19 protein-coding genes and 1 pseudogene are annotated in these 18209 nt (G+C 71.0%); 8 read left to right on the plus strand and 12 right to left on the minus strand.

Features of this window, described 5'->3' with window-relative positions:
* Positions 1–207: 207 nt before the first annotated feature.
* A complete protein-coding gene (locus ACIBTS_RS39060) occupies positions 208–717 on the minus strand; it encodes a flavin reductase family protein (RefSeq protein ID WP_319674662.1) in 510 nt (169 codons plus the stop codon).
* A 208-nt stretch (positions 718–925) separates the two neighbouring features.
* Positions 926–1339, minus strand: coding sequence for a thioredoxin family protein (locus tag ACIBTS_RS39065; protein ID WP_399325401.1), 414 nt, complete (start codon positions 1337–1339; stop codon positions 926–928).
* A gap of 75 nt (positions 1340–1414) precedes the next feature.
* Between ACIBTS_RS39065 and ACIBTS_RS39070 the strand changes: the two genes are divergently transcribed.
* Both ACIBTS_RS39070 and ACIBTS_RS39075 read left to right on the plus strand, forming a co-directional pair.
* On the plus strand, positions 1415–1831 hold the full coding sequence (locus ACIBTS_RS39070; protein WP_399325402.1) for a DUF4395 domain-containing protein: 417 nt from the start codon (positions 1415–1417) through the stop codon (positions 1829–1831).
* A gap of 188 nt (positions 1832–2019) precedes the next feature.
* Entirely contained in the window at positions 2020–2748 is a 729-nt protein-coding gene (locus ACIBTS_RS39075; RefSeq protein WP_399325403.1) for a lysophospholipid acyltransferase family protein, read from the plus strand.
* Between the two features lie 196 nt (positions 2749–2944).
* On the opposite strand, the gene ACIBTS_RS39080 is transcribed toward ACIBTS_RS39075, so the two are convergent.
* From ACIBTS_RS39080 to ACIBTS_RS39095, 4 genes are all read right to left on the minus strand, one after another.
* Positions 2945–3538 (minus strand): transglutaminase domain-containing protein, encoded by a 594-nt coding sequence (locus ACIBTS_RS39080; protein ID WP_399325404.1) that lies wholly within the window; start codon positions 3536–3538, stop codon positions 2945–2947.
* A gap of 81 nt (positions 3539–3619) precedes the next feature.
* A complete protein-coding gene (locus ACIBTS_RS39085) occupies positions 3620–4690 on the minus strand; it encodes a low specificity L-threonine aldolase (protein WP_079664178.1) in 1071 nt (356 codons plus the stop codon).
* A complete protein-coding gene (locus tag ACIBTS_RS39090; RefSeq protein ID WP_399325427.1) occupies positions 4687–5433 on the minus strand; it encodes an SDR family NAD(P)-dependent oxidoreductase in 747 nt (248 codons plus the stop codon). Before ACIBTS_RS39090 ends, ACIBTS_RS39085 begins: the two co-directional genes overlap by 4 nt.
* A gap of 35 nt (positions 5434–5468) precedes the next feature.
* Positions 5469–6866, minus strand: a complete 1398-nt coding sequence (locus tag ACIBTS_RS39095; protein WP_399325405.1) for a DUF6421 family protein — start codon at positions 6864–6866, stop codon at positions 5469–5471.
* 270 nt (positions 6867–7136) lie between these two features.
* Between ACIBTS_RS39095 and ACIBTS_RS39100 the strand changes: the two genes are divergently transcribed.
* On the plus strand, positions 7137–7820 hold the full coding sequence (locus ACIBTS_RS39100; protein ID WP_399325406.1) for a glycerophosphodiester phosphodiesterase: 684 nt from the start codon (positions 7137–7139) through the stop codon (positions 7818–7820).
* A 127-nt stretch (positions 7821–7947) separates the two neighbouring features.
* On the opposite strand, the gene ACIBTS_RS39105 is transcribed toward ACIBTS_RS39100, so the two are convergent.
* Complete coding sequence (locus ACIBTS_RS39105; RefSeq protein WP_319336119.1) at positions 7948–8487, minus strand: GNAT family N-acetyltransferase; 540 nt, start codon at positions 8485–8487, stop codon at positions 7948–7950.
* A 144-nt stretch (positions 8488–8631) separates the two neighbouring features.
* Here ACIBTS_RS39105 and ACIBTS_RS39110 point away from each other — a divergent pair, with 144 nt between their 5' ends.
* Together ACIBTS_RS39110 and ACIBTS_RS39115 are read left to right on the plus strand one after the other, a co-directional pair.
* Complete coding sequence (locus tag ACIBTS_RS39110) at positions 8632–9024, plus strand: VOC family protein (protein ID WP_099937976.1); 393 nt, start codon at positions 8632–8634, stop codon at positions 9022–9024.
* A gap of 256 nt (positions 9025–9280) precedes the next feature.
* Positions 9281–10408: a lipid II:glycine glycyltransferase FemX gene (locus ACIBTS_RS39115; protein WP_399325407.1), complete on the plus strand. Its 1128-nt coding sequence runs from the start codon at positions 9281–9283 to the stop codon at positions 10406–10408.
* A gap of 92 nt (positions 10409–10500) precedes the next feature.
* Here the strand turns inward: ACIBTS_RS39115 and ACIBTS_RS39120 are convergent, their stop codons facing one another.
* The 3 genes from ACIBTS_RS39120 to ACIBTS_RS39130 form a co-directional block, all read right to left on the minus strand.
* Positions 10501–11364: an endonuclease/exonuclease/phosphatase family protein gene (locus ACIBTS_RS39120; RefSeq protein ID WP_399325408.1), complete on the minus strand. Its 864-nt coding sequence runs from the start codon at positions 11362–11364 to the stop codon at positions 10501–10503.
* A gap of 111 nt (positions 11365–11475) precedes the next feature.
* Positions 11476–12345 (minus strand): ABC transporter permease, encoded by an 870-nt coding sequence (locus ACIBTS_RS39125; RefSeq protein WP_399325409.1) that lies wholly within the window; start codon positions 12343–12345, stop codon positions 11476–11478.
* Positions 12345–13262, minus strand: a complete 918-nt coding sequence (locus ACIBTS_RS39130) for an ABC transporter ATP-binding protein (protein ID WP_399325410.1) — start codon at positions 13260–13262, stop codon at positions 12345–12347. Before ACIBTS_RS39130 ends, ACIBTS_RS39125 begins: the two co-directional genes overlap by 1 nt.
* 209 nt (positions 13263–13471) lie before the next feature.
* On the opposite strand from ACIBTS_RS39130, the gene ACIBTS_RS39135 reads away from it, so the two are divergent.
* From ACIBTS_RS39135 to ACIBTS_RS39145, 3 genes are all read left to right on the plus strand, one after another.
* Positions 13472–14647, plus strand: coding sequence for a sensor histidine kinase (locus ACIBTS_RS39135; protein ID WP_399325411.1), 1176 nt, complete (start codon positions 13472–13474; stop codon positions 14645–14647).
* Positions 14644–15306, plus strand: a complete 663-nt coding sequence (locus ACIBTS_RS39140; RefSeq protein ID WP_399325412.1) for a response regulator — start codon at positions 14644–14646, stop codon at positions 15304–15306. Before ACIBTS_RS39135 ends, ACIBTS_RS39140 begins: the two co-directional genes overlap by 4 nt.
* A gap of 97 nt (positions 15307–15403) precedes the next feature.
* Positions 15404–16168, plus strand: a complete 765-nt coding sequence (locus ACIBTS_RS39145) for a VOC family protein (RefSeq protein ID WP_399325413.1) — start codon at positions 15404–15406, stop codon at positions 16166–16168.
* Between the two features lie 71 nt (positions 16169–16239).
* Here ACIBTS_RS39145 and ACIBTS_RS39150 read toward each other — a convergent pair whose 3' ends face one another.
* Together ACIBTS_RS39150 and ACIBTS_RS39155 are read right to left on the minus strand one after the other, a co-directional pair.
* Complete coding sequence (locus tag ACIBTS_RS39150; protein WP_399325414.1) at positions 16240–16884, minus strand: MarR family winged helix-turn-helix transcriptional regulator; 645 nt, start codon at positions 16882–16884, stop codon at positions 16240–16242.
* Positions 16881–18038, minus strand: a pseudogene (locus ACIBTS_RS39155) (FUSC family protein); the annotation flags it as partial. The gene ACIBTS_RS39150 and the pseudogene ACIBTS_RS39155, both read right to left, overlap by 4 nt.
* Between the last annotated feature and the right edge of the window lie 171 nt (positions 18039–18209).

Below are 18209 nucleotides of genomic sequence, written 5' to 3' on the forward strand. Positions count from 1 at the left end.
ACTGCATCGTCAGTTCTCGGCTGCCTTCTTCCAGGCAGCATAGGCGTCACAAGCGGCCGATCCCGGTTGGGGCGGCCTGCGCTCCCGACCGAAATATTACTCGCCAGTACACCCAGTTCATGCCCGCTAAGCAAGCGCTTTGAACTGTGACCTTTGCAACGCAGCGTAATCGGGATCCGACGACTTCGCAGGAGAGCCGGGCCGTGATCAATCCCGTAGAGCGGTGAACCGCCCCTGGTGGTAGAGCAACGGACGGCCCGCGCCCTCGGGATCGCCCAGGACGACCTCGGCCAGCACGATGCGGTGGTCCCCAGCCGGCACACGTGCGACGACACGGCACACCAGCCACGCGAGCACGTCGTCGAGGAGGGGGACGCCCTCCGGGCCCTCGCGCCAGACGGTCGGCGCGCCGAAGCGGTCGGCGCCGCTCCTGGCGAAGGTGGCGGCCAACGCCTGCTGATGTTCGCCGAGTATGTGGACGCCCACGTACTCGGCCCCGGAGATCACGGGCCAGCTGGAGGCGCCGACACCGATGCCGAAGGAGAGCATCGGGGGCTCGGCGGAGACGGAACTGAGGGAGGTGGCGGTGAAACCGACCGGACCGCTCTCACCGTGAGCGGTGATCACGGCGACTCCCGCCGCATGCCGCCGGAAGACGGAACGCAGGAGGTCGGGAGAGGCGAGTCGAGGCGCGCCGAGGTCGGGCGTGGCCGTCATGGAGTTGTCCTTCTGCGAGGAGTGGCGAACCGGTCCGTGGGTGCTCAACAAGCCGGACAGCGCGCGCTCGCGGTACGGACCAGGTCGACGTGGACCCGTCCGTGCAGAAGGAGTTCTTCAGGCATACAGCCAGGCTGACGATGGGTGACGGGAGCAGTCAAGTCCGTTCCGGCATCTGGGAGCTGCCTCACCGTCGCCTTCGGGAGGGTCACACCGCCTCCCCCAGGGCCGCGATGACGTCGGCCTTGCGTGGCTGGCCGGTGGCGCGCCGGACAATGTGGCCGTCGGCGTCGAGGACCAGCACGGTCGGCGTCTTGAGGATGTCGAGTTCGCGGACGAGGTCCAGGTGCGCCTCCGCGTCGATCTCGATGTGGGCGACCCCGGGGACCACGCCCGCCACCTCGCCGAGGACCCGGCGGGTCGCCCGGCAGGGCGCGCAGAAGGCGCTGGAGAACTGCACGAGCGTGGCCCGTTCGCCGAGTTCGCCGCCGAGCCGGTCGGCCCCGAGTCGTCGTCCGTCGTCGTGCCCGCGCACGCGCACTCTCCCGCTCCGCCGCCGCTGCAGCACTCCGAAGGCGCTCGCCGCCGCGAGCACGGCCACACACACCACCAGTCCGGTCATCAGCCGCTCCAGCGTTCATGAGACTGCAAAGATTCCCGACCCCATGAATCGTTTCCGTTGCGGAATGCTTGGTTCATGGACATCGACGCGAGGGGCCCGCGCTTCGGGGCCGCCCTGACGACCGTAGTACTCGCGGTCGTACTGATCACGGGCAGCGCCTGGCTGCTCGCCTGGCAGACGCTGGCGTTCGCGCTCGGCGCGGCGGGCGGGGTGGCACGCTCGCCGTACGGCCGGCTGTTCCGCACCGTCGTACGGCCCCGGATCGGGCCGCCGACCGAGTTCGAGGCGCCCGAGCCGCCGCGGTTCGCGCAGACGGTGGGCCTGCTGTTCGCGGGCGTCGGCCTCGTCGGCCTCACCCTGGGTCCCGACTGGTTGGGCCTGGCCGCAACCGGCGCGGCGCTGGCGGCCGCGTTCCTGAATGCTGCTTTCGGGTACTGCCTCGGCTGCGAGTTGTACCTGCTCGTACGGAGGGTCGCGGTGCGCACGGAGTAAAGGTGACTTAAAAGGCCGAGGTGGATCAAGGGGGTTGAAGTGACGAGGATCTCGCCGCCGTCGGGCACCAGGACTGGCTCCCCGGCCGTTCTTCGGGCACGATCTGCGAGATGCCGTAAACCTACGGCTGCGTAACTTTGCCGACGGGAGCCTCCCTCGGCGAAGAGAAGGAAGGGTCCGCCCCGCCCATGGCAGAGCTTGTCTACCGCCCCGTCGTCGGCCTCGCCCAGACGTTGTTCAAGGTCTGGGACCTCAAGATCGACTGCAAGGGGTCGGAGAACATCCCGCGCTCGGGCGGAGCCGTGCTGGTGAGCAATCACATCAGCTACCTCGACTTCATCTTCGACGGCCTGGCCGCGCTCCCGCAGAAACGTCTCGTTCGTTTCATGGCGAAGGAGTCCGTGTTCCGCCACCGGATCTCCGGTCCGCTGATGCGCGGGATGAAGCACATCCCGGTCGACCGCGACCAGGGCGAGACGGCGTACCAGCACGCGCTGGAGTCGCTGCGCTCCGGTGAGATCGTCGGGGTGTTCCCCGAGGCCACGATCTCGCAGTCGTTCACCCTGAAGAGCTTCAAGTCGGGCGCCGCCCGCATGGCCCAGGAGGCGGGCGTCCCGCTGATCCCGGTGGCCCTGTGGGGGACGCAGCGACTCTGGACCAAGGGCCACCCGCGCAACTTCAAGCGCAGCCACACCCCGATCACCATCCGCGTCGGCGAGGCCATCGAGGCCTCCCGCGACAAGTACGCAGGCGCCATCACCCGGCAGCTGCGCGAGCGCGTCCAGGAGCTCCTGGAGGCCGCTCAGCGCGCCTACCCGGTGCGTCCCAGGGACGCGGGCGACACCTGGTGGATGCCGGCCCACCTGGGCGGCACGGCGCCGACGCCGGAGCAGGTCCGCGAGGCCGAGGCGCGCTGACGTCCGTCGGCACGGCGCGTGCCGGTGAAGGTGTCGGTGGCGGCTGCGGCGTGGTCGTACCGGGCGGCCGGCTCGCCCAGCCGCCCGTCCACGAACGGTGGGTGGTCCGGGATTTTCCGCGCGGTCGCCCACCATCAGATCGGTCGCAGGCGGCGCCGTCGGTCGCTGTCGACTCGGAGTCGTCCTCGCTCGGGGCTCACAGTGAGGCGGGGAGTGTCCGCCAGAGGTGCGGGCGGTCCTGAGCGGCCTGCAGTGCTGCGAGGACGGCCGGGTGGGGAGCGGCGTACAGGCCGGGGTGGTCCGCCTCGCCCGCCGCGGGGTCGGGCAGGAAAGCCAGTCGTTCGCCGTCCAGGGAGAACCGCGCGTCCACGCCCGGCTTGTTGCCGCGCGGATCCTGCCGGTGCCAGGCCCCGTTGAAGCGCACCGCGACGAGTCCGTGCAGGGCGTATCCGTCGCCCTCGTCGTGTGCGAACCGCTGGTAGCACAGGGCGGTCGGGATGTCCTCGGCCCGCAGCAGGGCGGCCAGCGCGTGGGCCTTGGCGTAGCAGATGCCCGTCCCCTGCTCCAGCACGTCCGAGGCGCGCCAGGTCACCCGAGGGTCGCCGAGGTCCTGCGAGTGGGGAATGGTGTCGCGGACGAACTCGAACGCCAGGCGTGCATAGACATACGAGTCCTCCGCATCCCGCGCAAGGCGTGCGGCCGTCGCCCGCACCAGCGGATGATGATGGTCGACGGCCTCGTCAGCGGCAAGATACGCGGACAGGTCAGGGTTTTCCTGGATCAGCTCCATGGCGGGAGAGCATAGGAATACGATCACCCGCACGTCAAATACTTTTGAGGGTGACCGTATATCTATGCATCCAGGGGCTTGCTAGCGCGCCATCTCCTCCTTGAGCGCCGCCACAAACGCGTCCACGTCCTCCTCGCTGGTGTCGAACGAGCACATCCAGCGCACATCGCCCGCCGCCTCGTCCCAGAAGTAGAACCGGAACCGCTTCTGCAGGCGCACGCTCACGTCGTGCGGGAGCCGGGCGAAGACCCCGTTGGCCTGCACCGGGTGGAGGATCTCCACGCCGTGCACGGCCCGCACGCCCTCCGCCAGCCGCTGGGCCATCTCGTTGGCGTGGCGGGCGTTGCGCAGCCACAGGTCCTTGGCGAGCAGGGCCTCCAACTGCACGGAAACGAAGCGCATCTTCGACGCGAGCTGCATGGACAGCTTGCGCAGATGCTTCATGTGGCGCACGGCGTCCTGGTTGATGACGACGACCGCCTCACCGAACAGGGCGCCGTTCTTCGTGCCGCCCAGGGAGAGGATGTCGACGCCGACCGCGTTGGTGAACGTCCGCATCGGGACGTTCAGGGTGGCGGCCGCGTTGGCTATGCGGGAGCCGTCCAGGTGGACCTTCATACCGTGCGCGTGGGCGTGGTCGCAGATCGCGCGGATCTCGTCCGGCGTGTAGAGCGTGCCGAGCTCCGTGCTCTGGGTGATCGACACGACCTGCGGCATCGCACGGTGCTCGTCCTCCCAGCCCCAGGCCTGCCTGTCGATCAGCTCGGGGGTCAGCTTGCCGTCGGGTGTGGGGACGGTGAGCAGCTTCAGGCCGCCCATGCGCTCGGGCGCGCCGCCCTCGTCCACGTTGATGTGGGCGCTCTCTGCGCAGATCACCGCACCCCAGCGGTCGGTGACCGCCTGCAGCGCGACGACGTTGGCGCCGGTTCCGTTGAAGACCGGGAACGCCTCCGCCGTGGGCCCGAAGTGGCTGCGGACGATCCGCTGGAGGTGCTCGGTGTAGTCGTCCTCGCCGTACGACACCTGGTGGCCGCCGTTGGCCAGGGCCAGGGCGGCCATCACCTCCGGGTGGGCCCCGGCGTAGTTGTCGCTGGCGAAGCCGCGGAGATCGGGGTCGTGGTGGCGACGGGCGTCGGTCTTCGGGGGGTTCACGGCTTCTCGGTGAGCCACAGACGCTGTCCGTTCACTTCGGGGGCGGGCTTCTCCCAGACTCCGGCGATGGCCTCGGCCAGGTCCTTGACGTCCGTGAAGCCCGCGAACTTCGCGTTGGGTCGCTCGGCGCGCATCGCCTCGTGCACCAGCGCCTTCACCACCAGGATGGCAGCCGCGGAGGTCGGCCCGGCGGCGCCCCCGGCCTTGTGGAAGGCGTCGGCGAGCGCGAGGGTCCAGGCCTCGGCGGCGGCCTTGGCGGCGGCGTACGCGGCGTTGCCCGCGGTGGGCTTCGAGGCGCCCGCGGCGCTGATCAGCACATACCGGCCGTGCTCGCTGCGCTGGAGGCCCTCGAAGAAGGCCAGCGAGGTGTGCTGCACGGTCTTGACGAGCAGCAGCTCCAGGAAGTCCCAGTCGTCCAGGCTGGTCTTGACGAAGGTCTCGCTCCCCCGCCAGCCGCCGACGAGGTGGACCAAGCCGTCGATCCGGCCGAAGTCCTTCTCGACGCGGTTGGCCCAGTCCCGGGTCGAGCCCAGGTCGAGCAGGTCGACCGGCTCGCCGGTGACGGTGGCGCCCCCCGCCCCGTAGCGGGCCGCGTCGACGGCCTCCGCCAGCCGCTCCGGGTCGTTGTCCGCGCCGACGACGGTCGCGCCGGCCTCGGCGAGCCTGAGCAGTGCCGCCCGGCCGGCGGGTCCGCCCGCGCCGGCCACCGCGATCACCGCACCGTTGAGAGCCCCGTTCCCCATCTTTGCCTCCTGCTGAGCGGTGTTCGTACGGTCGCTCACGCGGCGACCCTCTCGGCCCTGTCCGCCGTGATGCCCTTGGTGGAGGCGATCACGTTCTTCAGCTTCTTGGACAGTGCCTCATAGAACATGCTCAGCGGAAACTCGTCCGGAAGCACGTCATCCACGAGTTTGCGCGGCGGCTGGCTCAGGTCCAGGGCGTCGGGACCCTTGGCCCACTTGGAGCCCGGGTGCGGGGCGAGATAGGTGGAGACCAGCTCGTAGCCGGCGAACCAGTGGACGAGCTTGGGGCGGTCGATGCCGTCCCGGTAGAGCTGCTCGATGTCGGCACACAGCTGGTTGGTGACCTGCGGGGCGCGCTGCCAGTCGATGTGCAGCTTGTTGTCGGTCCAGCGGACGACCTCGTGCTTGTGCAGGTAGGCGAAGAGCAGCTGGCCGCCGAGACCGTCGTAGTTGCGCACGCGCTCGCCGGTGACCGGGAAGCGGAACATACGGTCGAAGAGCACGGCGTACTGGACGTCGCGGGCCTGCGGGACGCCGTCGGCCTCCAGCTTCACGGCCTCCTTGAAGGCGGTGAGGTCGCAGCGCAGCTCCTCCAGGCCGTACATCCAGAACGGCTGGCGCTGCTTGATCATGAACGGGTCGAACGGCAGGTCGCCGTGGCTGTGGGTGCGGTCGTGGACCATGTCCCACAGGACGAAGGCCTCCTCGCAGCGCTTCTGGTCGTGGACCATGGCGGCGATGTCCTCGGGCAGCTCCAGGCCCAGGATGTCGACGGCCGCGTCGGTGACCCGGCGGAAGCGGGCGGCCTCGCGGTCGCAGAAGATGCCACCCCAGGAGAAACGTTCCGGCGCCTCGCGGACGGCGATCGTCTCCGGGAAGAGGACGGCGGAGTTGGTGTCGTACCCCGCCGTGAAGTCCTCGAAGGTGATGCCGCAGAACAGCGGGTTGTCGTAGCGGGTGCGCTCCAGCTCGGCCAGCCACTGTGGCCAGACCATGCGCAGCACGACGGCTTCCAGGTTGCGGTCCGGGTTGCCGTTCTGCGTGTACATCGGGAAGACGACCAGATGCTGGAGCCCGTCCGCGCGGCTCGCCGCGGGCTGGAAGGCCAGCAGCGAGTCGAGGAAGTCCGGCATTTCGAAGCCACCGTCGGACCAGTTCCGCAGGTCGCCGGTCAGGGCTCGGTGGTAGTCGGCGTCGTGCGGAAGCAGCGGGGAGAGCTCCTCGACGGCCTCGATCACGCGCCGGACCGCCCGCTCGGCGTCCGCACGCGCGGGTGCGCCCTCGGCCGCGAAGTCGATCGACCCGTCCTTGGACTGCCAGGGCCGAATCCGCTCCACGGCATCCTTGAGCACGCGCCACGCCGGGTGCTCCACCACCCTGGTCGCCGGAGGAACCCGCTCCCCCGTTGCTGCCTGCACAAGAATTTCCGTCATGTCCCATCCTCCACTGGAGAACCTCGCGTCAGCACACCGTATGCATATGAGGTTTCTTCCAGCAAGTGGACCTTCGAGAGATTATCCTGCGCGGCGGGTCCTTCACCGCATTTTTTCCTGTCATACATCGAAGGAGCGACTACTTCCGCTTCGACTGGGTAGGAGCGGGGCCCAGTCGGCCCAGTCGCCCGCCTGCACATGTCCATGGCGGGGCGGGGCCGTTAGGCTGCGAGCTCTCCAACCCCGCCGTCGACGGAAGCGAGTCCCCTCTTGAACTTCCTCACCATCGGTCACCGCGGAGTCATGGGTGTCGAGCCCGAGAACACCCTGCGTTCCTTCGTCGCCGCCGAGCAGGCCGGTCTCGACGTCGTCGAGCTCGATCTGCACCTGAGCAAGGACGGCGCCCTGGTGGTGATGCACGACCCCGACGTGGACCGTACGACCGACGGGACCGGGCCCATCGCCGACCAGACGCTCGCCGAGCTGCGCACTCTGGACGCGGGCCGCGGGGAGCGTGTCCCGTACTTCGAGGAGGTCCTGGACACCGTGAAGGTGCCGCTCCAGGCCGAGATCAAGGACGTGCAGGCGGCGCGGGCGCTGGCCGAGGTGATGCACGCACGGAACCTGGTGGGGCGCGTGGAGGTGTCCTCCTTCCACGACGGGGCCGTCGCCGAGATCGCGCGGCTGGTCCCCGGGGTGCGCACCGCGCTCATCGGCAGCCGCTACGGCCTCGACATCGTGGACCGGGCCGTGGACGCGGGCGCCGCGACGGTCTGCCTGAACCTGCGGCGGCTCAACCTGGAGACCGTCGAGGAAGCTCGGAAGCGGGGCCTGCGGATCATCGGCTGGGTGGTCAACACCCAGGAGCAGCTGCGGCTCGTCCGGGCCCTGGAGCTGGACGGCGCGACCACCGACTACCCGGAGATCAGGCGCACGGGCCGCTTCACGGCATGAACGGGCGCGGCCACGGGCGTCGGCGCGGCCACGGGCGTGGGCGCGCCGCACGTGGACATGCTCCAGGGCCCGCTGAATCTCGGGCCCAAGCCCAGGCCCAGGCCCAGGCCCAGGCTGAGGCCCAGGCTCAGGCGAGCGGCTTGACCAACAGCTCGAACTGTAGATCGTCGCGCTGGGGGATGCCGAAGCGCTCGTCGCCGTACGGGAAGGGGGTCATCCGTCCCGTACGGCGGTAGCCGCGCCGTTCGTACCAGGCGATGAGGTCCTCGCGTACGGAGATCACCGTCATGTGCATCTCGGTGACGCCCCAGTTCTCGCGCGCCTGGCGCTCGGCCTGCGCCATGACCGTCTTGCCGAGGCCGCCCCCCTGGGCCGTCGGGCTGACCGCGAACATGCCGAAGTAGGCGTGGTCGCCGCGGTGTTCGAGCTGGCAGCAGGCGATGATCCGGCCGTCCCGCTCGACAGTGAGCAGTCGGCTGTTGGGTGCCTTGATGACATCGAGCACGCCGTCCGGGTCGGTGCGCTGCCCCTGGAGGATGTCCGCCTCCGTCGTCCACCCGACCCGGCTCGAGTCGCCGCGGTAGGCGGCCTCTATGAGCGCGACGAGGGCGTCCACGTCGGCGTCGGTGGCGTCGCGGAAGGTGAATTCGGTGTCGGCGGTGTCCATACGGGCGATCTCCGGTGGTCTCTGACGCGGTGGTGACAGCGACGAGCCTAACCTTGCCGCGCAAGGGCTCTGTCCGGCGCAGATGCCGGCCGATCGGGGCCGTCGAGGACAGGTTCCGCCGGACGCCCCTTAGGCTCCGGACGCATGGTGCATGTACTCAGCAGCAGGACCCTGCTCCGCCCGACCGACCCCGAGCGCTCCCGAGCCTTCTACGGCGAGCAACTGGGCCTGGCCGTCTACCGCGAGTTCGGTACGGGCTCGGAGCGCGGGGTCGTCTACTTCCTCGGCGGCGGCTTCCTGGAACTCTCCGGCCGGTCGCAGACCCCGCCGGATCCTGCCGTACGGCTGTGGCTGCAGGTGCCGGACCTGGCAGCGGCCCACGACGAGTTGCGGACGAAGGGCGTCGACGTCGTCCGCCCGCCGGTGAAGGAGCCGTGGGGCCTGCTGGAGATGTGGATCACGGACCCGGACGGTACCCCGATCGTCCTCGTGGAGGTCCCACCGGACCACCCGATCCGCTACCGCCCGGGCATCTGAGGAACGGCCCCGATACCGGCTCCCGGGCGCTGCCCCGCCCCGGGCCGCGAGAGCGCGCGGGCCGCCGGAAGGCGGAGTTCGGATGTCCGTCGGCGGCCGTTCGCCTGTAGTGCCGGTCTTTGTACACCGAGCCCGACTGGGATCACGCCCAGGAACGGCGGCGAGCGGGTGTGGGCGCGGCTCACCGCCGTGAAGTCTTGACCCGTGCGGTGATCCCGGGATTAAGGTGGCCGCCCCGAGCAGGAGCGCCCTACCCATGACCAGCCTGTACGTACGGGAGATCACGCGCGAGGATCATCTGGCCCATCTGCGGCTGTCCCCCGACGCGAGCCATCTCCAGATCCCCGAGTGGGGCGACGTGAAGCCCGACTGGCTGCCGGAGAGCGTCGGCTGGTTCGAGGGCGAGGCGTTGGTCGCCGCGGCGCTCGTCCTGTACCGACCGCTTCCCGGGACGCGACGCTTCCTCGCGTATCTTCCCGACGGGCCGGCGATCGACTGGCGGACCCCTCGTATCGAGCGATGGCTGGACCCGCTCGTCGCCCACCTGGAGCGGATCGGGGCGTTCTCGGTGCGGATCGGGCCGCCCCTGGTCGTACGTCACTGGGACGCGGCCACCGTGGCGGCGGGCATCGCCGACCCCGACGTACGTCATCTGCACGATCTGCCTGCGGCCGGGATCGACGGATTCGCGCTCGACGCCGCTGAGCGGCTGCGACGGCTCGGGTGGCGGCCGTGCGAGGAGGGCGACGGCAGCGGGTTCGGCCTCGGTCAGCCGCGCTACGGCTGCCGTATCCCGTTGGCGGGGCGCTCGGCGGACGACCTTCGCGGCGCCCTCGCACCGCATTGGGAACAGTCCCTGCGCACGGCCGAGACGGCAGGCGTCCATGTCTCGTGGGGCTCGGCCTCCGACCTGCCCGAATTCCACCGCCTGTACACCGTGACCGCCGCCCACGACGGTTTCAAGGCCCGCCCGTTGGACTACTTCCGGCGCATGTGGAAGGCCTTGAACGCCGAGGACGAGGACCGGCTCCGCCTCTACCTGGCCTGGCACGAAGGCGAGGTGCTGTCCGCGGCCCTCATGATCAGCGTCGGCTCCCGGGCCTGGCACTCCTACGCCGCATCCGGCCGCCGAGGCCGCCAACTACGGCCCAGCAGCGCGCTGTTGTGGCACATGCTGAGTGACGCACGGGCGGCGGGCGCCGAGACGTACGACCTGCGCTCCGTCACCCCCGCCCTCACCGAGGACCGGCTCCTCGGCCGACTCCGCTTCAAGACGGGGGCCGGCGGCCGGGTGGTGGAGTACCTCGGCGAGTGGGAACTCCCGGTGGGCAGCCAGGGAAAGGTGCTGCAACGGGCGTTGGGGGTCTACCTCGGACGCAGATGACCTGACCGCAGCGGTCGGTCGGACGGACGCAGTCCTGCGCGACCGTCTCGGCAGGTCACCGGACGAGCCGGTCAGCCGGTCAGGAGGTCCGCTCACGTCGTCTTGAGGTCGGCGTGCACCAGGTCGTGGTCCGAGTACGGGGTCGGATGCACACGGTGCTCGAGCGGGAGGATGCCTCGCAGGAATATGTAGTCGAACTTGCTGTGCCAGTCGGTGGTCGTCCGGCAGTCGCCGGTGGGCGAGGGATGGCACTGCGGGTCTGCGTCCGCGGCCAGTGCCCACATCCTGGTGAGTTCGGGGGCGTCCGGCACGGCGTTGAAGTCGCCGAGCACGATCGCACGGTCGTGCCGGGCGACCTCTTCGGCGAGCACGGCGGTCTGGGCCGCTCGGACCGTCTCCTGACGTCGTTCGGCGAGGTGGGTGTTGAAGACCCGGACGGACCGGCCGTCCACAGTGGTGGTGACTGCCATGTACCCGCGGTCCTCGGATCCGCCGTCGGGGTATTCCACGGTGACGGCGTCTGTCATCGGCGCGGCCGAGAGCAGCGCCTGGCCGTAGGCCCCCGGGCTCCACGGCGCTCCCCCGCAGCGGCCCCAATTCCGAAGAACCGTCCCGTACTTGACGTGGTAGACCAGCCCGTAACGGCTCTCCAGACGGTCCCGGATCCCCTCGACGTCACGCACGCACGCTTCCTGCAGCCCGATGACCTGGGGCGCATACGTGGCGATCTCCGCTGCCCGGTCGGCGTTGCTCTTCTCGCAGGGGTTGCAGATGTTCCACGTCATGACCCGGTTCGGTACGACGTCCCTGGTGGCTTCGGCGGGCAGTGACCTGGTGGAGGAAGCTCCGCTGGGCGCCCTGGAGCCGACGAGCACGATGCAGGCCACGATCAGGACGCCCGTGAGCAACCGCATGTCCCTACCGAGCACTATCGCCTCCTCGATGTGAATGCCCATGGCATCCGCGGTCTCCCCCGCACGAGGTTATGGGATGGGACTGTCGGCAACACCCGCGATGTGCCGGATCCCGTCGCGCTCGAACGAAGCGGCTCACGTCGTGAGGCACGATCACACGTCGCGGCGGCTCACGACGAGCACGGCGACGGCGACCGTGATCAGCGGCCAGAGCGCGTACACGATCCAGGAGCCGGGGACGGTGGCGGTGTAGCCCAGGGATCCGGGATCGGGCTCCCAGGTTTGGACCAGGCGGTTCCAGGCGGCCGACACCATCGCGTGTTTGACGTCCGCCGACCAACGGTTGCTCTCCGAGAACATGGTGGGCAGCATCAGCAGCGCGAAGACGCCTGCGACCATGGTCCCGGCGGCATGCCGGAGCAGAACGCCGAGGCCCAGACCGACCAGGGCGCTGACCGGAGCCAGCAACGCGGAGGCCGCCATCGCCCGGCCCACCCCGGGGTGGCTGATCGCGACGCCGGCGTCGTGCCTGTCCAGGATGGCCTGGGAGACCAGGAAGGAACCGGTGGAGGCGATCGCGCCGACCGCGGTCCACAGCGCGGCGGTGACGGCCGCCTTGGCGAGCACGACCGCACCGCGGGCGGGAACGGCCAGGGTGGTGGTGCGGATCAGCCCGCTGCTGTACTCGCTGACCACGGTGAGGGCGCCCATGCTGCCGGCGACGAGGATCAGCGTCCAGTAGCCGGCCGCCGGATAGGCGTCGTAGGGCAGGAAGTCGACGGGGCCGGAACCTGCGGCCCCGTCCGCCGACGTGGCCACGGCGGCGGACCCGACAACGAACAGGACGGTGAGCCCGATCGTCCACGGCGTGGAGCGCAGGGACCTCATCTTGATCCACTCGGAGACGAGCAGGTCGCGGAAGCGGGCCGGCGGCACGGCCGCCGGGGCGGTCGGGGTGGCCGGGGCGGTCGGGGTGGCCGGGGCGGTCGGGGTGCTCCGGTGGATGGGGGCGCGTGTGGTCATCAGGGTTGTCCTGCCAGGTAGTCGGTGCTGTCGGCGGTGAGTTCCATGAAGGCCGCCTCCAATGAGGCGGCACGGGTGGTCAGCTCGGCCAGCCGGATGCCGTGGTCGAAGGCGAGCGCTCCGATCCGGTCCGCCGAGAGCCCGGTCACGGCGAGCTTCTCGGCGCCCGCCGTGCCCTCCGGCTCGACCGAGGCGCCGGCCGCGCTCAGCACGGCTGCCAGCTCGGCGGCCTGCGGCGTCCCGACCACGACGCTGCCGCGGGTGCCGCGGGCGGCGAAGTCCCGTAGCGGCTCGGCAGCGATGAGGCGGCCCCGGCCGATGACGACCAGCTGATCAGCGGTGTTCTCCATCTCCGACATCAGGTGACTGGAGAGGAAGACCGTGCGCCCCTCGGCGGCCAGGCGCCGGAAGAGCCGGCGTACCCAGAGCACGCCCTCCGGGTCCATGCCGTTGATCGGCTCGTCGAACATGAGCACGGGCGGGTCGCCGAGCAGGGCGGTGGCGATGCCCAGTCGCTGCTTCATGCCGAGGGAGAATCCACCGATGCGGCGGTTCGCCACCTCGGCCAACCCCACCTCCTGAAGCACCTCGCCCACCCGGTGCCGCCCGATGCCGTTGCTGCGGGCCAGAGCGGACAGGTGAGCCGTCGCGCTGCGTCCTCCGTGGACCTGTCCGGCGTCCAGGAGGGCGCCGACGTGCCGCAGTCCGCGCGGGTGGCGGTGGAAGGGGACGCCGCTGACGGTGGCGGTGCCGGCGGTGGGGGCGTCCAGGCCGAGGATCATCCGCAGGGTGGTGGACTTGCCGGCTCCGTTGGGGCCGAGGAATCCGGTGACCTGGCCCGGCCGCACGGTGAAGGACAGCCGGTCGACGGCGGTCTTGCCGCCGTAGCGCTTGGTGAGTTCTCTGACTTCGATCACGGCACCCACAGTGGCGAGCGAACTCCCGTCCGGGCATGGGCCCGTGGGCGACAATCGGGCGGGCCGCCTCAGCCCGTGGCCGTACGTCCCGGGGCTGATGCCACGCCGGCGGTGGCCGGTTAGTCTCGCGGCGTGAATCCCCTGACGCCCACTTTGCTGCCCGCGCCCGTCGCACACCGCGGCGTTGGTCCCGAGAGAGCACACCGCCGATGACGGGAACAAGGGCCGTGGCCTGGGCGGGAGGCGCCTCCTATGTCCTCACGGTGGGCCTGCTGGTGGGGGCCGCGCCGCGGGCGTCGGGCGCGGTCCACGGAGTGGGGGCGCTGCTGGCCGGGTGCCTGCTCGTCGGCGTCGTACGACGGATGCCGCCGGCCGCTCTGGCCATGGCGCTCCTCGGATCCACTGCTGTGGTGGTAGGCCCTCCGAGTTCCGTCCCTGAGGGCCCGGCGGCGTCCTATCAGGGCCAGTTCCTGTCGTTTCTGGCGGTGGACCTCGTGCTGGGCTTCATCGTCGCCACCTGCGCAGGGCGCGCTTCGACGGTCGCCGTGGCCGTGGCCGGTGCCGTGCAGCTTCTGGTGATCGGGGGTTTCTCGCACGGGGACGGCCTGGCCGTCAACGGGGTGATGGCTCTTCTGGCGATGGCCGCGTCCTGCATGGCCGGTCTGCTGAGCCGCGAGCGCCGCGAGCACGCGGCCGCGCTGCGCGCACAGGAGGTGGCCGAGGCCGTGACCGCCGAACGGCTGAGGATCGCACGGGAGTTGCACGACATGGTCGCCCACAGCATCGGCGTCATCGCCATCCAGGCCGGCATGGGCAGCCGGGTCATCGAGACCCAGCCGGCACAGGCGCGCGAGGCTCTGCGGGCCGTCGAGGACACCAGCAGAGAGACCCTGTCGGGCCTTCGGCGCACGTTGGTGTCGCTCCGCCAGGCCGATCGGGGCGCGAGCGCCTCGGAGCAGTCACCGCTCGCGCCCTCACCGGGGCTGGCGGACGTCGAACGGCTGGCGGCGGCGACCGCGGTCGCGGGGGTCCGCGTCGACGTGCGCCGCAGCGGGAGGCAGCGTCCCGTGCCGGCCGACATCGACCTGTCCGCCTACCGCATCGTGCAGGAAGCGCTGGCCAACGTGGTCCGGCACGCGGGTACCGGGAGTTGCCGTGTGGCCATCGACTACGGAGAGCGGGAACTGTCCGTGGAGGTCGTCGACGAGGGGCGCGGCGCCGACGAGAACGGCTCGGCCCACGGCTTCGGCATCATCGGGATGCGGGAGCGGGTCGGCCTGCTGGGCGGCCGTCTCAGCGCCGGACCGCGCCCCGAGGGCGGCTTCCGGGTGGCTGCCGGGCTGCCGCTGCCCGCACCCGTGGCAGTTCCGGCGGAGGCCCGATGACCGTCCGGGTGGTGCTCGCCGACGACCAGCCGTTGGTTCGGTCCGGTCTCCGGGTGATCATGGCCGATCACGCCGACCTGGAGGTCGTCGGTGAAGCCGCCACCGGCGCCGAGGCGGTTCAGCTGGTCAGGGAGGTCTGCCCCGACGTCGTGGTCATGGACATCCGCATGCCCGGCATGGACGGGATCGAGGCCACCCGTCTGATCACGGCCGGTCCGGCGACCGCACGCGTCCTCGTCCTGACCACCTTCGACGAGGACGAGTACGTCTACGGATCGCTCCGGGCCGGCGCGAGCGGCTTCGTGGTCAAGGACATGGCGCTGGACGACATCCTCGCGGCGATCCGTGTGGTCGCCGCCGGTGACGCGCTGATCGCGCCGGGCGTGACCCGTCGTCTGATCGCGGACTTCGTCGAGCGTCCCGCGGCCGGTCCGCGGCGCTCCCCGCGGCCGGTCGAGGGCATCACCGAGCGGGAACGGGAAGTGCTGACCCTGGTCGGGCGCGGCCGGTCGAACACCGAGATCGCCGAGGAACTCTTCATCACGGTGGCCACCACGAAGTCGCATGTGTCACGGCTGCTCACCAAACTGGGCGCCCGGGACCGGGTCCAGCTCGTCATCACCGCCTACGAGACGGGGCTCGTCACACCGCCGGGCTGACGGTGAACGGCCTCGGAGCCCTAGGGACGGTCAGGGGATGCCGTGGGCCGGGGGGAGGCTTAGCGTGCTGGAGGGGGTTCCCTTCGGAAGGAACACCATGAAGCTCGACGCGCCCGTGCCCGGCGGGCCCTGCTGGGCCGAGCTGGGAACCAGTGAGCTTGAGGTGGCGAAACGGTTCTACGCGGAACTGTTCGGTTGGCGTGCGGAGACGGATCCGCGGCAGAAGGCGGGCGGCTACACGGTCGCGCACCTCGGCAGGGCGGCCGTCGCGGCGCTGACTCCCCTGTACCAGGAGGCACAGCCGTGCGCCTGGAACGTGTCGTTCGCGGTGACCGACGCGGATGTCAGCGCCCGGCTGGTCACGGAGGCCGGCGGCAAGGTGCTGGTCGGACCGATGGGCGTCTTCGAGGTGGGTCGTTTCGTGGTCGCCCTCGACCCGGGCGGCGCCGCGTTCCAGCTGTGGCAGGCCCGGGCCTTCCCCGGCGCCGGGCTGTTCAACGCGCCCGGCTCGCTCGGCTGGGTCGAGCTGCTGACCCGGGATCCCGAGCGGGCGGAGACCTTCTACACCACCGTGTTCGGCTGGACCGTCAGTCCCTCCGAGAACTATCTGCAGTGGGGCGTCGGCGGCGCCGACTTCGGCGGCATGATCACGATGGACGACAAGTTCCCGCCCGAGGTGCCGCCGCACTGGCTGCCGTACTTCGCGGTGGCCGACGTGGAGGCCTCCACGCAGACCGCGCTCGGGGCGGGCGGCACCGCCCTCATGGAGCCGACCTCGGTACCGGACGGTCCGCGGATCGCCGTGCTGCGGGACCCCCTGGGCGCGGTGTTCGGCGTGTATCGGGCCGGAGACGAGGGGTGAGCCCGGACCGGTTGCGTTGAAGTCGTCGGTCGCCGCCGACCAGCGTCTGTGGAGCGGGGTCGACGAGGCGCTCAGACCCGCAGCGTCCGCATGAGCCCCTCCAACCGGCTCAACAACTCGCCCAGCAGGTCGGCCAGTTCGCCCTGCCGGTCCCCGTCCAGGGCGGCCAGTACGGCGCTCTCGTAGGCGAGTTGCTCGGGCATGATGCCGTCGACGAGGTCACGTCCGGCGCCGGTGAGACGGAGGTGGGCGACGCGGCGGTCGCGCGTGTCGCCGCGCCGCTCCACCAGACCGCGTTCGGTGAGCTGCTTGAGGCGTTTGGTGACGGCGGCTCCGGAGGAGAAGGTCTCGCGGGCCAGTTCGCCGGGGGTCAGCTCGTGGCCGGTGCGGCGCAGCGCGCCGAGCAGGTCGAACTCGGGGCGGCTCAGGCCGGCCCGGCGCAGGGGTGCGTCCTCGGCCTGCTGAAGGAGGGCGGCACAGCGGTTGACCCGGCCGATGATCTCCATGGGCGCGGTGTCGAGCTCGGGCCGCACGGCCTGCCACTGCCGTACGACGGCGGCAACCGTGTCGTTCCTCTCCGGGCCACCGGAATCCGGCCACGCCCCGCTCCCCCCGTCGGCCGTGGGGTGTTCTCGGGGTGTTTCGTCCGTCGTGGGGTCCTGGGAGCCGTCCCCTCTCCCGTTCTCGGCCGCCGCCCGTCCCTGCGTCGCCGTCATCGCCGCGCGTCCTCCGCTTTCGTACTCGCGTCCCGGTCCAGGAGCAGCCCCTGGCGCCGTACCGTCGCCGCGAGCGTACGGTGTCCGCACGGTTCGGCCGTCACGACCCGCTCCTCGGGCAGGGCGCGCTGCCCCCACTCGCCGGACGCCGCGTCGGCGGTGGCGCGCAGCTCGACCAGCGCGGCGCTGAGGCCGCGGCGGGCGCATTCCAGGGCGCCAGGGGTCGGCCGGCGCTCCGCCAGGAGGCGGGCGGCGTGCTCGCGGGCCCGTTCGACGGCCGTCAGGGCGTGTCCGAGGCGGTCGCCGGCCCGGCGGTTGGTGACGGCGACCGCGGCGAGGAAGCCGACCACGGCGCCCACGAGGGTGTCGACGAGCCGCTCGGTGATCAGCAGACCGGAGTCCTGGACCTGCGCGAACTCGGTGATGAGCAGCGCCATCGGGGTCACGCAGACGCTGCCGAGCCAGTAGTTGCGGCCCATCAGCGCCTCGGCGCCGAAGTTGAGGGCGAGGCGGATCAGGACGAGGGCCGCAGGGTGGACGTGGGCGAGCGGGGCCGGCGCGGCGAACGCGAGGACGCCGACGAGGTTGCCGACGACGCGCTGGACTCCGCGGCTCCAGGTGAGGACGACGTTCGCCTGGTAGAGGGAGGCGGCGGTGACCAGGGCCCAGTACGGGCGGCCGACACCGAGGGCGAGGGAGGCGTATCCGGCGGGGGCGCAGCCGAGCGCCGTGCGTACGGCGATCGGCGCGAGGTGGCCGAGGCGATGCCGCAACGACGTCCGGCCGGTGGCGAGTTCGGCGTCGAGGCCGTGGAGCTCGTCGTCGTCGACGAGGTCGGCCGGATGCGGGACCGGGCCGGTGGCACGCAGTTCGCGGGCCCTGTCGCGCAGCCGGGCCGGGTCGTTGTCGGCGGGGGCCGCGAGGGCGATCTCGGCTCGGCCGAGGAGTCGTTCCAGGGCGCGGCGCGTCTCGCCGGCGCGGGCCGACAGGAGGGACTGCCAGGCGGCGTGCACGGCGGCGGCCGCGGCGGCACGCGTCGGGGCGTGACCCTCGTCGGCGTCGTCCGTGGCAGCGTGCGCGGCGGCCGCGGTCAGGGCGTGGGCGGTGGCACGGCGCTCGGAACCGTGCGGCCGGGACAGTCGGGGCGCCATGCCGCGGTGGGGCACACAAGTTAATTTAACGTGTGTTTTACTTATGAAATACTGCGGCACCTGCCGTGCTCCGTCGAATGCTCCCCGTGTACACCCTTGCGCCCGCGTGTGCGTGGCGTGGTCCGGCGTGGCGTGGGCATCGAATTCCTCGACGGGGAACGTCGAGCGGGAGGT

It is taken from the genome of Streptomyces sp. NPDC050121, from assembly GCF_044460385.1.
In the GTDB taxonomy this organism is placed as follows: Bacteria; Actinomycetota; Actinomycetes; order Streptomycetales; family Streptomycetaceae; genus Streptomyces; species Streptomyces soliscabiei.

Excerpts from the sequence above, each read along its gene's own strand:
- ACIBTS_RS39115 (WP_399325407.1), top strand. The coding sequence starts at position 9,281 with ATGACCAGCCTGTACGTACGGGAGATCACGCGCGAGGATCATCTGGCC.
- ACIBTS_RS39145 (WP_399325413.1), top strand. The coding sequence starts at position 15,404 with ATGAAGCTCGACGCGCCCGTGCCCGGCGGGCCCTGCTGGGCCGAGCTG.
- ACIBTS_RS39140 (WP_399325412.1), top strand. The coding sequence starts at position 14,644 with ATGACCGTCCGGGTGGTGCTCGCCGACGACCAGCCGTTGGTTCGGTCC.
- ACIBTS_RS39095 (WP_399325405.1), bottom strand. The coding sequence starts at position 6,866 with ATGACGGAAATTCTTGTGCAGGCAGCAACGGGGGAGCGGGTTCCTCCG.
- ACIBTS_RS39150 (WP_399325414.1), bottom strand. The coding sequence starts at position 16,884 with ATGACGGCGACGCAGGGACGGGCGGCGGCCGAGAACGGGAGAGGGGAC.
- ACIBTS_RS39120 (WP_399325408.1), bottom strand. The coding sequence starts at position 11,364 with ATGGGCATTCACATCGAGGAGGCGATAGTGCTCGGTAGGGACATGCGG.
- ACIBTS_RS39135 (WP_399325411.1), top strand. The coding sequence starts at position 13,472 with ATGACGGGAACAAGGGCCGTGGCCTGGGCGGGAGGCGCCTCCTATGTC.
- ACIBTS_RS39070 (WP_399325402.1), top strand. The coding sequence starts at position 1,415 with ATGGACATCGACGCGAGGGGCCCGCGCTTCGGGGCCGCCCTGACGACC.
- ACIBTS_RS39080 (WP_399325404.1), bottom strand. The coding sequence starts at position 3,538 with ATGGAGCTGATCCAGGAAAACCCTGACCTGTCCGCGTATCTTGCCGCT.
- ACIBTS_RS39105 (WP_319336119.1), bottom strand. The coding sequence starts at position 8,487 with ATGGACACCGCCGACACCGAATTCACCTTCCGCGACGCCACCGACGCC.
- ACIBTS_RS39090 (WP_399325427.1), bottom strand. The coding sequence starts at position 5,433 with ATGGGGAACGGGGCTCTCAACGGTGCGGTGATCGCGGTGGCCGGCGCG.
- ACIBTS_RS39110 (WP_099937976.1), top strand. The coding sequence starts at position 8,632 with ATGGTGCATGTACTCAGCAGCAGGACCCTGCTCCGCCCGACCGACCCC.
- ACIBTS_RS39060 (WP_319674662.1), bottom strand. The coding sequence starts at position 717 with ATGACGGCCACGCCCGACCTCGGCGCGCCTCGACTCGCCTCTCCCGAC.
- ACIBTS_RS39125 (WP_399325409.1), bottom strand. The coding sequence starts at position 12,345 with ATGACCACACGCGCCCCCATCCACCGGAGCACCCCGACCGCCCCGGCC.
- ACIBTS_RS39065 (WP_399325401.1), bottom strand. The coding sequence starts at position 1,339 with ATGACCGGACTGGTGGTGTGTGTGGCCGTGCTCGCGGCGGCGAGCGCC.
- ACIBTS_RS39075 (WP_399325403.1), top strand. The coding sequence starts at position 2,020 with ATGGCAGAGCTTGTCTACCGCCCCGTCGTCGGCCTCGCCCAGACGTTG.